Source organism: Fundicoccus ignavus, from assembly GCF_009659375.1.
Lineage (GTDB): Bacteria > Bacillota > Bacilli > Lactobacillales > Aerococcaceae > Fundicoccus > Fundicoccus ignavus.
Genome location: NZ_WJQT01000010.1, coordinates 84,082 through 97,581, shown reverse-complemented (window position 1 = coordinate 97,581; position 13,500 = coordinate 84,082). Strand labels below are relative to the sequence as shown.

Here is a 13,500-nt window from a genome sequence, read left to right as displayed (position 1 = left end):
ATGATGAATGAAGAAGTGTATCAGCATTACCGTAAGGAAGAGCAGCCTTTTATAGATCAAGTTTATGGCTGGATGCAACAAGTCGAAAATCGTTACTCGCCTTATTTAAGTGTATTTTTAACGCCGAGGCAAGCAATGATTGTTGAGCAATTAATCGGTGACAGTGAAACGATTCTATTGCAATTGTTTGGTGGATATGAAGGCGCTGAAAGAAAACGGGCTTTACTTTATCCAGCATACTATGAACCTAATCATGATGATTATGAAACTTCTGCGTTACAAATTGTTTTTCCAGCTAAATTTGCCAATATCTCACATGGTAAGATATTAGGTACGCTAATTGGAGCGGGAATTGACCGCGAACGAATTGGCGATATTATAACAGATGGAGATTCATGGCATGTTATTGTAGATTTTGGAGTGAAAGAATACTTCAAACAAAACGTTACCAAAATAGGCAATGTAGGTGTTAGATTAGAGGACTTAGATTTCGCTGATTTGCTCGAATCAAGCGAAACATGGGAGACTCGAACAGTCATCGCGAGTTCATTACGACTTGACACACTGCTTGCAAAAGTCTATAATTTTTCAAGACAGCGTGCGAAAGATTCGGTCTCTTCAGGGATGGTTAAAGTTAATTTCATGGAAATGGACCGCAGTGATGTGACAATTGGAGAAAACGATATTGTTTCATTGCGCAAATCAGGCAGATTCTGGATTGAAAGTATTGACGGCACGACAAAAAAAGACAACTATCGATTAACAGTAAATGTATTACAAGTGTAATACGATTGAATACCAAACATGGTATGTTATTCATAAAGATAAATGGAAGGACGTGTAATTGTGGGCATCACACCAAATGAAATCCTGAGTAAAGAATTTGAATCTAAATTTAGAGGATATGACATCGATCAAGTTAATGATTTTCTTGATATTGTACGCGTAGATTACGAGAAAGCATTAGAGAAAAACGATGAATTTAAACGTAAATTAGCAGATTCTGAGGAGAAGTTAGAGTACTTCGCTCAATTACAAGATTCATTAAATAGTTCAATTATGGTAGCACAAGATGCTGCTGAAAGATTGAAACAAAATGCAAGAAAAGAAGCAGAACTTATTTTATTTGAAGCTGAAAGAGAAGCTGACCGTATTGTCAGTGATGCATCAGATCAAGCAAAACGTATTTACAATGAAAACGAAGAATTAAAACGCAATAGTGGTATTTACCGCCAACGTTTAACTCAAATTATCGAGTCTCATTTAGCAATGATTCAAGAAAAAGAGTTCGTAGAATTATTTGATAGTGAATTTGCTGATAATTTTGTCTATCCAAAAGCTATTGAAAAAGAAGAAACAGTTTTAGAAGAACTTGAAGAAGTTTTGGAAGAACCAACGGTAGATGAAGTTAATTTACAAGAAACATTAGAATTCAGAGATTCATTATTAGGCAATCAAGAAGACTTAGCACAGTCATTAACTAAAGAAGAAGCAGTTTCTGAAGTGAGTCCAGAAGAAATGCCGGTTGAACCAACTGAACCACCAATGGAAAGTGTCTTAGGACAAACAATTCGTATAGACTTACCGAAATAAGTAGCAGAACAACTTAATTTAACTATATTTATAGCGAATCAAGGGCGGTGAGAGCTTGATATTCCCTGGTTATGTTAAGATCATCTGTGTAATCGCGCAATGAATAAAGTAGTTGTGGCCGCTTAAAGAGCGTTATCATGAAAGAGTGATAGTTTTTTTTAAAACTATAAGCTGGGTGGTACCACGTTTAGACGTCCCTTCAATTTGAAGGGCGTTTTTTTATTTATATATATAATATTAATATGTAGGTTAAATAGAGATGGGAGAAAAACATGAAATTAAAAGATACACTTAATCTTGGTCAAACAGATTTCGCAATGCGCGCAAATTTACCGACTAAAGAAGCAACCATGCAAGCAGAATGGGAAGCAGCAGATTTATATAACAAAATTCAAGAAAAGAATGCAGGACGTCCGACTTATATTCTTCATGATGGACCACCGTACGCAAATGGTGCATTACATATGGGACATGCTTTAAATAAAGTAACAAAAGACTTTATTGTTCGTTACAAGTCAATGGCTGGGTTCCGTTCACCTTATGTCCCAGGTTGGGATACTCATGGTTTACCAATTGAATCAGCTTTAACTAAAAATGAAGGAGTTGACCGTAAACAATTCTCAATAGTTGAATTTAGACGTATGTGTGAAGAATATGCATTGAGACAAGTAGACGGTCAGAAAACGAGCTTTAAGCGTTTAGGCGTTACGGGTGAGTGGGATAATCCTTATTTAACATTAAAACCAGAATATGAAGCGGCACAAATTCGTGTCTTTGGACAAATGGCTGAAAAAGGTTATATCTATAAAGGTTTAAAACCAATTTATTGGTCACCATCTAGTGAATCATCGTTAGCTGAAGCTGAAGTAGAGTACCATGATATTACTTCTCCATCTATCTATGTAGCGTTTAAAGTAAAAGATGGTAAAGATGTTGTTCCAAATAATGTTGAATTTATTATCTGGACAACAACTCCTTGGACTTTAGCAGCTAACTTGGGTATTTCAGTTGATCCAAATGCAAAATATGTAGAAGTTGTGGCTAATGACCGTCATTTTATCGTAGCAGCGGATTTACTAGCAAACGTTGCGAAAGATGTAGAATGGGAAAGCTACGAAGTTGTAAATGAGTATCAAGGTGCTCAATTTGACCGTTTAACCGCGCAACATCCATTCTATGACCGTGAATCGTTATTAATGGTTGGCGACCACGTAACGATGGATACAGGTACAGGTTTAGTACATACGGCACCTGGTCATGGTGAGGATGACTACTTAATCGGGTTACAATACGGTTTAGATATTTTATCACCGCTTGATAACCGTGGACACTTTACTTCTGAAGCGCCTGGTCTTGAAGGAATGTTCTATTTAAAAGGTAACAAAGTCATTATTGAAATGTTAATTAATAGTGGTCACTTATTAGCTCAAGGTAAAATCAAACATAGCTACCCACATGACTGGAGAACGAAACAACCAGTTATTTATCGTGCAACACCACAATGGTTTGCATCAATTGATAAATTCCGTAAAGAGTTATTAGAATCAGTTGAAAACGATGTAGAGTGGTTCCATCCATCGGGTGAACGTCGTATTTACAATATGATTCGTGACCGTGGCGACTGGGTAATTTCTCGCCAAAGAGTTTGGGGTGTTCCATTACCAATTTTCTATGCAGAAAGTGGCGAACCAATTTTATCATCTGAAACAATTAATCACGTAGCTGATTTGTTTGAGGAACATGGTTCAAATATTTGGTTTGAGCGTGAACCTAAAGATTTATTACCAGAGGGCTATACTCATCCAGGAAGTCCAAATGGAGAGTTTACGAAAGAAAACGATATTATGGATGTTTGGTTCGATTCAGGTACATCACACGCTGGTGTCTTGAGAACGCGTGACGATTTATCGTTCCCAGCTGATTTATACTTAGAAGGATCAGACCAATACCGTGGTTGGTTTAACTCAAGTTTCACTACGTCAGTAGCTGTTAATGGAGAACCTCCATATAAAGGCGTACTTTCTCAAGGTTTCGTAATGGATGGAAAAGGCCAAAAGATGAGTAAATCAATTGGAAATGTTATTCTTCCCGAAGAAATTATGGAAGAACTTGGAGCAGATATTATTCGTTTATGGGTTTCAAGTGTAGACTATGAAAACGATGTTCGTGTATCAAAAGATATTTTGAAACAAGTATCTGAAACATACCGTAAAATCCGTAATACAATTCGTTTCATGTTATCGAACATTTCAGATATTAATCCTGCCACTGATTTAATTCCAGAAAATGAATTACGTTTAGTTGACCAATATATGTTGGCTAAGTTTAGAGTTTTAACCAATGATTTATTAGCTGCTTATGACGAATTTGATTATTCAACTATTTATAAAAAAGTTATTAACTTTATTACCGTTGACTTATCAGCATTCTATTTAGACTTTGCTAAAGACGTGGTTTATATCGAAGCAAAAGCTTCATACGAAAGACGTGCGATGCAAACAGTTATCTACGCAATTTTACGTGATTTAATTCCGTTATTAACGCCAATTCTATTGCATACAATGGAAGAAGCATGGAATGTATTACCGGGAGTTGAAGGTTATGTTCAATTAGCCGACATGCCAAAAGCTACAGATGTTACTGAAGCGAAAGCAACAATCGAGCAATGGCAACAATTCTTTGAAGTTAAAGATGTTGTGAATAAAGCATTGGAAGAAGCTAAGAATAATGAAGCTCAACCAATTAAGAAATCATTTGAAGCGAGTGTAACACTTTACGCACCAACAGAGGCTCAAGCAGCCTTAAACGCTTTATCTGACCATTTGGAGCAATTACTCATTGTGTCTAAATTTGAGATGAAAGATAATTCTGAAGTTCCAGCAGATGCACTAACAGTCAATGAATTTTCAGTAGTAGTAAATCCAGCACCAGGTCATGTATGTGATCGTTGTCGTGCTGTCAAAGAAGAAGTTGGCGCGATTGAAGCAGCGCCTGAGTTATGTAGTCGTTGCTATGAAATTGTAGCCGCCAATTTTCCAGAGTATTTTACTCAAGAAGACGCGTAAATGTTAAAATATCGTACATAGTAAAAGAACGGGTCATCACAATTAGTTGTGAGAAACCTGTTCTTTTTTAGTGTTAAATTGTTTTTTTAGTAGGGAAATATAAAAGTAATGAAGAGCTATCCTGTCAGAATATTGGTAGGATTTGCTTATTTATTGGAATTGAACATGATTTGGTAAGTTGATTATTCACGCTTTCTGAGCGATTAGCTCGTTTGTAACTAGATACTAATTTATTAATTAATTGTTACCGATATTGATGAAAGATGAAAAATTTATGGGTGCTATTCTGAGCGGTATACGTCTTGGATAGTTTAAAATAAAACGGATGCAATTAAATAACTACGTGATAATAATAATGAAAAAGAAACCAACTTGTGTTACCATTGCATTATAATGTTTCGGAACGCAATTGTTAGTCACATAATTATTTAACAAGGAGATCAAAAAATGGATTATAAAAAATGTTCGTTAAAATTGCTGCTTTCCATCTTTACATGTCTGTTTCTTTCTGTTTCTATTTATGGTACACATGTTTATGCAAATGAAGGTTTAGTAGAGTACAGTGTCACGATTTATGAAAATTCACCTTCGAGTGGACATGTTGTTTTGGATGAAAACGGGAAATTACTTAGCTATACTCATGAGAGTTTCGTAGATAAAGGTGAAAGCACGATAACACCTTTCGGTCAACAATTTTTCGCTTTTGGACATTGGACGTATGGTTCCGATAAAATAAACTATGGTTGGGGTAAAATAATGAGTTTTTCAAATTTCAAACATAATACAAAGACACATTCTGCCACCGCTCGAGTAGGAACTGCCCAAAAGGTTACTGTACAACCTGGTGGTTATTATGCTTATGCTGAAGTTGTAGGAGATGTAAATTATAAAGCAGAAGCTTTCTATAATTATTGGTAAAATAAACATTGTTCTTTCAGCAATAAAAACCTTGTATTAAATAGCAAACATTCTAATGCAATTAAAAACCGATTAAATAATTGCGTTTATTGTATTTTTTTAGTTACTCTGAACTTAATAATCTTTTTTAAGAGTGTACAGTTGCTTGAATGAATTGAAATTTCACGCAATGCACTACAATTATGTTTAACGTTGGAGGGGTCTATGGTTGGTAAGGTCGTTAAGAAACTAATACCGGTGTTATTTATTGTGATATCTTTTTTAGGTGGTTTAGTTTTAGAGCAAGAATATGTGAATGATAAATTGTTAGAGGCTTATGATTTGGCTGATAGTTTTACGCAATTATACTTTCCTGAAAGTATTTATCGTCAATCAGATCAAAAGGTTCTAGATAATTTAGTTGAATCTGCTAGAACGATGGATTTAAATCTAGTTTTTAGGACTTCAAATATGGGAGCTACAATCCTAAGTGGAGGTGTTGTTGATTACACTCAGAATATTGAACACGTTAAATTTTACCCAATGATAAATAATGGAACATCCAATTTTACTAGGCAGGCCGATTTATTACAGAATGCTAATGCGCTACAAGATGAATTAATCTTCTCAATAAATGAATTTAGTTTGCTTGATGATCTTTACACAACATCCATTTTTGTGGAACATTCGAACCAAGAAGAGCTTCAAAACTTTATAAATACATTCCTAAATTTAAGTGGGCATTCTTTTCAATCTATTCAGTACGATGACTATATCATAAATGAGTCTCAGAAAACTGAACCGCTCATCGGAAGAAGTGTCAACGAATTTAATATATTACTCTTGAGTTTTATTTTTGTTATTCTGTATACGTTGTTATGGTTATTAAATGCGTTAACAAAAATAAGGTTGTATATAGCCGAAGGTTTTTCTTCAATTCAATTGTTTTACTTGCTTTGTGTAAAACCCTTTTTTTCATCTTTCTGTATAATAACCCTGATAATGAGTATCCTTTTTAGGATTGTTTTATTTAAGTATTTATTGATAAACATTGGTATTGTGTGTGCCTATTATATTATTTCGTTTGCTTTCATAGTTGCGATATATTCTATTAGCTGGAAAAGAAAAAGAAGTCTTTATTTTGAAACGCGTTTTTTTCTTAGCGTCATTCACTGTCTGAAATTCATCGTTTTTGGAGTAGCTGTTACGATTTTTATTCCATTAGGTAACTATTTAGCCATGGATTTTCAAACTGCAAAGACGGATTCACTTTCCAATGAATATGGTGTATTCTTTCCGATGTATATAGGAAATGATTATCAGAATCTCGTTCTTAATGGTATTACTGCTCATATAGTAGAAGATACCGAACTTTATCGTAAACTTGAAAAGGAGGGAATGTTACTGATAGACAGTCAATCTTATCGGTATAATCCTGATTCAATCAATCAAATGATTACGGTTAATCCCAATTATTTGGAAAAATTTTCTATCGTAAGTAGCGAGGATAAACCGATTCAAATTGCTACCGAAGATACAAATAAGATATTATTAATTCCCGAAAGAAACTTGACTTACTTGCAGAGCTATCGTGATTACTACTCCGTGATATTTGAATCAAATGAAATTGACTTTTATATAATGAAAGATGGTCAGACTTTTCCTACACTTAATCCTATGGATCCACAAATTGATGACCCTAATTTAGTCATGATACAAACTCAAGGAAATAGTATATCTTACCAAAGGCAGTTTATTACTGGAGGAGGCTTTGAAGATCCAGTTAAGGTAAAAATTGATATAGATGTTGCACAGACTTACTCAGCACTAAAACCTTACTTGACAAAGAGCAAACTAGCCGATAACTTAACATCGTTAGCAACACTTTCCCAGGTAAAAAAGATGATGTTTGAGATAACGCTTGGCAATTTATTCTTTAATTTAGCAGCAGCTGTGACGGTAGGTTTGTTATTTGTGTTGATGATACTGTGCACTTTGATACTTTACTTCCAAATTCATTACAAAAAACTAATGTTATTAAGAATTGAAGGAACGTCGAAGTATCGAGTCTATCGTTCTTTATATGTATCACTTATTTGTCAATATACGCTTGGCAGTCTAATTCTATTAAAACTGTCACCTTCCATTACAACAATTATAATGCTGACTTTATTCTTGATGATTGAATTGACTTTACTACATATTATTCTTCGCATGCTTGAAACAAATTATCTCAGCAAATATTTAAAGGGGGAATGAAATGTTAGAGATAAATAATTTAGTTAAAAGTTTCCACAATAACGATATATTCAGTAATTTTAACTTCTTTGTAGAAAAAGGGGAGTTTGTTGTGATTAAAGGAAAGAGCGGATCAGGTAAATCGGTACTTTTAAATATTCTTGGTTTGTTAGATAGTTTTGAAGGTGGAAGTTATAAGTTAGATGGCATTGAGTCTAAGGCCCCCAATCACAAACAATCACTATTAATGAGAAGAAATCTTTTTTCGTATGTTTTTCAGGAAAGTGGATTATTAGTAGATGAATCGATCGAAAAAAATTTACAAATCCCGCTTATTTATAAGAAGTTATCGAAGAAATCGCAAAGAGAGTATATGGAGGATGTGATGGAAAAAGTTAATCTATCATGCTCCCTAGCAACCCCTATCTACCAATTGTCCGGTGGGGAGCGTCAGCGTGTAGCTATGGGGAAGGCACTCTTAAAAGATACACCTATTATATTAGCAGATGAACCGACGGGATCATTAGATTCAGAAAACAGCCTCATTATCAAAAAATTACTTGATAATGAACACTCTAATAAAAAAACGGTGATTCTTGTGACTCATGAGGAAGAACTCTTTGATGATAGAAATTATCGATTTGTGCAACTAGAAGAGAGTATCTTAACTTAAACTATTGAAAAATTAGCAAACAAAAAAATCATATATCCTGTGGCTCAATCTTATCAAAAGGGTGGTGCTATGTACTGCCTACTCGATTGCATTACCACAAAATAATATGGACATAGCAAATAGACAAGACCTCGCAATCGAATTGTCGCGAGGTCTTGTCTATTTGGATTGTTACTTGGACCATCAGTTCTTAAAGAGAAAGTTTAAGCGATGAACTTGCCGATCAGAATGCATCGCTCTTTGTTAATCGGAAATTTCCAGTAATTTATCACGCATATTTTCCAACTCTAATTGAGCAGTGGCACGTTTAGATGCCCCTTTAATTTGGAGGGCGTTTTTTATAGTATAAGGTTTTATAAGTTTTAAGTTGATTTATCAAGGTTTGTGCTTCGCTCAGCTTATTGTTTTCCAATGCGGTTGTCGCTTTCAAAGCCGTCACTGACGTTCGTGCTTTTCCAGTTCAATCGGCTAGGCTAAAATAAAGAATTCGCTATACTCATAGTCAGAGCAAGCGATTCTATTAGTAGCGATGGATTGTCCTTGATACCGCTTTGGAAAATAAGTCGCTGAGCTACGCATAGTATAGCTGTATTATCGAGCTAAAACAGCTAAAAGTAATTTAAAAAGCCTCGGACTAGTCCGAGGTTTTCTCAAAATTAAGATGTTTAACAGTTTCGCGTTCGATTAATTGATGTGGAATTACAATCCTCATTCCACTCACTGGTTGATCCTGATGTTTTAATTGATTAATTAAAGCTAATGTACCTCGTTGTCCAAGTTCATGAATCGCAATATCAATGCTCGTCAAATAAGGATGCATTAAAGTGGCAAAGATGGAATTATTGAAGCTGATTAATGAAATATCGTCAGGTACTTTATAACCATGTAATTCAGTCAACTGCAGGACACGCAATGCAAAGATATCATCAATGACTACGATAGCAGTAGCCTGACTCTCTTTTAAACTATCTCCAAATGTCATATAATCGTCTGGCCCAAGCAACTCAATTGCTGGAAAAGTTTTTAAGCCAGCTAACATTAAAGCCTTCTGATAACCGAAATATCTTTCGAAATACAAAATTTCATCAGCCGTGTTAGTCACGAATAATATTCTTTTATGTCCATTTTCAATCAAATGTTCAGTTGCTTGCTTCCCAAGTAACTGATTATCGTTATCTACATACGAAACAACTTCTTCTTGATCATAAGGTTGTCCGACAAGAATAAAGTTAATATTATGAGTCGTTAAATAATCAATAATTGGATCAGATCGATCCGAGTAAAGTAGGATAAAACCATCCACTTGTCTTTGTAAATGCATTTGCTTAACATTCTCAAGTAAATTATCAAAATTTCTGGCTGAGGCAATTGCAGTGGCCATTCCATGTTTTAAAGCCTCTTCATTGATTGCTTCAATAATTTCTAAATAGAAAGGATTTCCAATTTTTTCTTTTGAGTTAAGAGGGGGAAGGATAACACCAATCGCATTTGCGGAACCCTTGCCTAAATTTTGAGCGGTTTTATTGGGCACATAGCCCATTTCTTCCATAACTTTGCGAACTTTTCTTTTGGTATTCTCTGAAATACTATGGTGATCATTGATAACTCTTGAGACAGTTGAAGTAGCTACACCAGCTTTTTTAGCAACGTCTTTAACTGTGACCATATGCTTATTCCTCCTTGTTTTTACCTATATAAAATAATTTGTTCAATAAAATGCGCTTATTTGTATGATTATAACATAGTTCTTTTTAATGGTATGCAAAAACAGCAAATAAATGCGCAAGTGTTATTCTGATAATAAATGCAACCGGTTGCATGTCAATGGTGCTGATATTATGTACTCTACTAATTATACGTGTAATCACTGAAATGTTATTAAAAGGGTTTACAAAATATTATAGACAGACTATAATGTGATTTAGCGAAACCGATTGCGCAATTTTATGGAAATATAGGAGGAAGTATTTTGAAAAAGATATTTAATTTCGAATTTTGGCAAAAGTTTGGAAAGGCTTTAATGGTTGTTATTGCAGTAATGCCAGCAGCCGGCTTAATGATTAGTATCGGAAAGACAATTCCGTTAATTAATCAAGATTTAGCCATGTTAGCTACAACAGGTGGTGTTATTGAGAATATAGGTTGGGCAATTATTGGAAATTTGCATTTATTATTTGCTTTAGCTATTGGTGGAAGTTGGGCTAAAGAGCGTGCAGGAGGAGCTTTTGCCGCTGGGATTGCGTTTGTCTTAATTAACCGTATTACTGGTTCAGTGTTTGGTGTCACAAGTGAAATGTTAAGTGATGCAGAAGCATTTACTCATACGGTATTCGGAACGAAGATTATGGTGGATGGTTTCTTCACAAGTGTTTTAGAAGCGCCTGCACTTAACATGGGAGTATTTGTAGGGATTATCGCAGGTTTTGTTGGCGCAATGGCTTACAACAAGTATTATAATTTCCGTAAACTTCCAGACGCGCTTTCGTTTTTTAATGGTAAACGATTTGTACCATTCGTGGTAATTCTGTGGTCAACTGTTATCTCACTCTTATTAGCAGCATTCTGGCCTTATGTTCAAGCGGGAATTAATAATTTTGGATTATGGATAGCTCAATCGCAAGAAACAGCTCCAGTTTTAGCACCATTTCTTTATGGTACTTTAGAACGTCTGTTACTGCCATTTGGTTTACATCACATGTTAACCATCCCAATCAACTATACTCAATTAGGCGGAACTTATACAATTCTTTCTGGTGCACAGGCTGGCACACAAGTTTTTGGTCAAGATCCGTTATGGTTAGCTTGGGCTACTGATTTAGTTAACTTACGTGGTGTTGATTCGGCTCAATATGAATTTGTACTAAATAACTGGGTACCAGCACGTTTTAAAGTTGGACAAATGATTGGTGCCTCTGGAATTTTAATGGGTCTTGCTTACGCAATGTATAAAAATGTAGATAAAGATAAACTATCGGCTTACAAGTCAATGTATATTTCTGCAGCTTTAGCTGTATTCTTGACGGGTGTAACAGAACCACTAGAATTTATGTTTATGTTCGCGGCAGTGCCATTATACATTGTTTATGCTGTTATTCAAGGTCTTGCATTTGCGATGGCAGATATATTACCATTACGTTTACATTCTTTTGGTAATATTGAATTATTAACTCGAACGCCTATTACTGTGAAAGCTGGCTTAACAGCTGATTTGATTTATTTTGTGATTGTAGTCATTGTATTTGCAGTTTTAACTTATTTCATCGCTAACTTTATGATTCGCAAATTCAATTATGCAACCCCAGGACGTAATGGGAATTATGAGTCAGACACAACTACTGAAGTAAGTGCTACACCGGGTGTGACTAATTCACAAGCTGCAGCGATTATTGGCTTGTTAGGTGGTAAACAGAATATTGTAGATGTAGATGCGTGTATGACACGTTTACGTGTCACAGTCAAGGATAATTCAAGTGTTGCCTTAGAACAAGATTGGAAGCGCCAAGGCGCGATGGGTTTACTTGTTAAAGACAAAGGCGTTCAAGCAATTTATGGACCGAAGGCCGACGTCTTAAAGTCAGATATTCAAGATTTGCTAGATTCTGGAGTAGAATTACCAGCATACTCTGACTTAGAAGCAATCGAAGACATTCCAGTATCTAAGGTAACTACTTCAACTGATTTACTGTTAAGTGTTGCTGAGGGTGAAGTTATTTCAATTGAACAAGTAAACGATCCTGTTTTTGCAGGGAAAATGATGGGGGAGGGATTTGCAGTTGAACCAACGAGCAAATTTGTTTATTCACCAGTAGCAGGGGAAGTCGTATCGGTATTCCCATCAAAGCATGCGATTGGTTTAAAGACTACAGCAGGTGTTGAAGTACTTGTGCATATGGGCTTGAATACAGTAGAATTAAAAACAGAGGCCTTTAAATTGAACGTAAAAGAAGGTCAAAAAGTTAATGCAGGTGAATTACTTGCTGAGATGAACTTGTCGGCAGTAAAAGCAGAAGGTAAAGAAACGACAATTGTGGTTGTCATCACGAATAGCGATCAACTAAAATCATTTGAAGTATCGAACAAAGGTATCCAAGCTGCTAAAGCTGTAATCGGACAATTTGAAAGCTAAGAAACATTAAACAGGAAAGCTAGGATGAAGAATTCCTAGCTTTTTGAATTAGAAAGGAGAAAAAATGGCGAAAGTAATGACGTTAAATACACATAGTTGGATGGAAACAGAAACGGAACTTAAATTTGAACAATTAGTCAGCGCACTTGTTAAGGCAGATTATGATGTTATAGCGCTACAAGAAGTTAATCAATTACTCGATTCGAAACCAGCGGAACTTGATGAATACTTTCAGGCTTTGACTGATCAACGAGTGATTCACCAAGATAATTTCGCATATTGTTTGATTAAAGAATTAAAGGCTCATGGACTGAACTATTATTGGTCATGGACGGCTAGTCATATAGGTTATGATAAATACGCTGAAGGATCAGCAATATTTTCTAAAGCACCCATTAAGCCTCATTCCTTGCTGGTTTCATTGGAAAAAGATTTTTCAGACTACCATACACGTCAAATATTAATTGGTGAAACCAAACTAATGAATCAAACGGTTCGTGTTGTAAGTGGTCATTATTCATGGTGGGTAGAGGATAGGGCTTCTGGTTTCGCTTTTGAATGGGATAACACTTTAAAATATTTAGCAAAAGGTTCAACACCTATTATTTTGATGGGGGATTTGAATAACGCAGCTGACATCGAAGGCGAAGGGTATGCTTATGTTAAGCAGACAGCACCTGATTTGCAAGATGCATTTACAATAGCAGAAACTACTGACGGTCAATTTACCGTCGAGAACAGTATCGATGGCTGGGAAGGGAATAATCAACAATTAAGAATCGATTATATCTTGCTATCGAATGAGTTTAAGGTCAAACGTTACCGTGTTATCTTTGATGGACGGTTAAGTCCCGTTATTAGTGACCATTTTGGTGTAGAAGCTGAAATTTATTAGAATAAACTTGAAT

The 13,500-nt window shown here is 35.3% G+C and carries 8 protein-coding genes and 1 pseudogene; 8 read left to right on the top strand and 1 reads right to left on the bottom strand.

Features of this window, described 5'->3' with window-relative positions; translation table 11 throughout:
• The first annotated feature begins 3 nt into the window (after nt 1-3).
• The 6 genes from GF867_RS08180 to GF867_RS08155 all read left to right on the top strand — a co-directional run bounded on the left by GF867_RS08180 (nt 4) and on the right by GF867_RS08155 (nt 8,466).
• Nucleotides 4-786 carry a YlmH family RNA-binding protein gene (locus GF867_RS08180; RefSeq protein ID WP_153832614.1) on the top strand — a complete coding sequence of 261 codons (783 nt, stop codon included), beginning with the start codon at nt 4-6 and terminating at the stop codon, nt 784-786.
• Nucleotides 787-846: 60 nt separating this feature from the next.
• The gene (locus tag GF867_RS08175) at nt 847-1,593 is read left to right on the top strand and encodes a DivIVA domain-containing protein (RefSeq protein ID WP_172973988.1); all 747 of its coding nucleotides are present in this window, start codon (nt 847-849) and stop codon (nt 1,591-1,593) included.
• A 272-nt stretch (nt 1,594-1,865) separates the two neighbouring features.
• Nucleotides 1,866-4,658: an isoleucine--tRNA ligase gene (gene ileS, locus GF867_RS08170; protein WP_153832612.1), complete on the top strand. Its 2,793-nt coding sequence runs from the start codon at nt 1,866-1,868 to the stop codon at nt 4,656-4,658.
• A 447-nt stretch (nt 4,659-5,105) separates the two neighbouring features.
• Complete coding sequence (locus GF867_RS08165) at nt 5,106-5,576, top strand: lactococcin 972 family bacteriocin (protein ID WP_153832611.1); 471 nt, start codon at nt 5,106-5,108, stop codon at nt 5,574-5,576.
• A gap of 204 nt (nt 5,577-5,780) precedes the next feature.
• Nucleotides 5,781-7,814 carry a bacteriocin-associated integral membrane family protein gene (locus tag GF867_RS08160; RefSeq protein ID WP_153832610.1) on the top strand — a complete coding sequence of 678 codons (2,034 nt, stop codon included), beginning with the start codon at nt 5,781-5,783 and terminating at the stop codon, nt 7,812-7,814.
• 1 nt (nt 7,815) lies between these two features.
• On the top strand, nt 7,816-8,466 hold the full coding sequence (locus GF867_RS08155; RefSeq protein WP_153832609.1) for an ATP-binding cassette domain-containing protein: 651 nt from the start codon (nt 7,816-7,818) through the stop codon (nt 8,464-8,466).
• A gap of 634 nt (nt 8,467-9,100) precedes the next feature.
• Here the strand turns inward: GF867_RS08155 and GF867_RS08150 are convergent.
• Nucleotides 9,101-10,141 (bottom strand): annotated as a pseudogene (locus tag GF867_RS08150) (LacI family DNA-binding transcriptional regulator); the annotation flags it as partial.
• Nucleotides 10,142-10,435: 294 nt separating this feature from the next.
• On the opposite strand from GF867_RS08150, the gene GF867_RS08145 reads away from it, so the two are divergent.
• Together GF867_RS08145 and GF867_RS08140 are read left to right on the top strand one after the other, a co-directional pair.
• Nucleotides 10,436-12,592 carry a PTS transporter subunit IIBC gene (locus tag GF867_RS08145; RefSeq protein ID WP_153832607.1) on the top strand — a complete coding sequence of 719 codons (2,157 nt, stop codon included), beginning with the start codon at nt 10,436-10,438 and terminating at the stop codon, nt 12,590-12,592.
• Nucleotides 12,593-12,656: 64 nt separating this feature from the next.
• Nucleotides 12,657-13,487: an endonuclease/exonuclease/phosphatase family protein gene (locus GF867_RS08140; protein ID WP_253940783.1), complete on the top strand. Its 831-nt coding sequence runs from the start codon at nt 12,657-12,659 to the stop codon at nt 13,485-13,487.
• Nucleotides 13,488-13,500 lie beyond the last annotated feature (13 nt).

What these genes read in the sequence shown, in the direction of transcription:
- ileS (WP_153832612.1), top strand. Translation starts at nt 1,866, where the DNA reads ATGAAATTAAAAGATACACTTAATCTTGGTCAAACAGATTTCGCAATG.
- GF867_RS08160 (WP_153832610.1), top strand. Translation starts at nt 5,781, where the DNA reads ATGGTTGGTAAGGTCGTTAAGAAACTAATACCGGTGTTATTTATTGTG.
- GF867_RS08155 (WP_153832609.1), top strand. Translation starts at nt 7,816, where the DNA reads ATGTTAGAGATAAATAATTTAGTTAAAAGTTTCCACAATAACGATATA.
- GF867_RS08140 (WP_253940783.1), top strand. Translation starts at nt 12,657, where the DNA reads ATGGCGAAAGTAATGACGTTAAATACACATAGTTGGATGGAAACAGAA.
- GF867_RS08180 (WP_153832614.1), top strand. Translation starts at nt 4, where the DNA reads ATGAATGAAGAAGTGTATCAGCATTACCGTAAGGAAGAGCAGCCTTTT.
- GF867_RS08165 (WP_153832611.1), top strand. Translation starts at nt 5,106, where the DNA reads ATGGATTATAAAAAATGTTCGTTAAAATTGCTGCTTTCCATCTTTACA.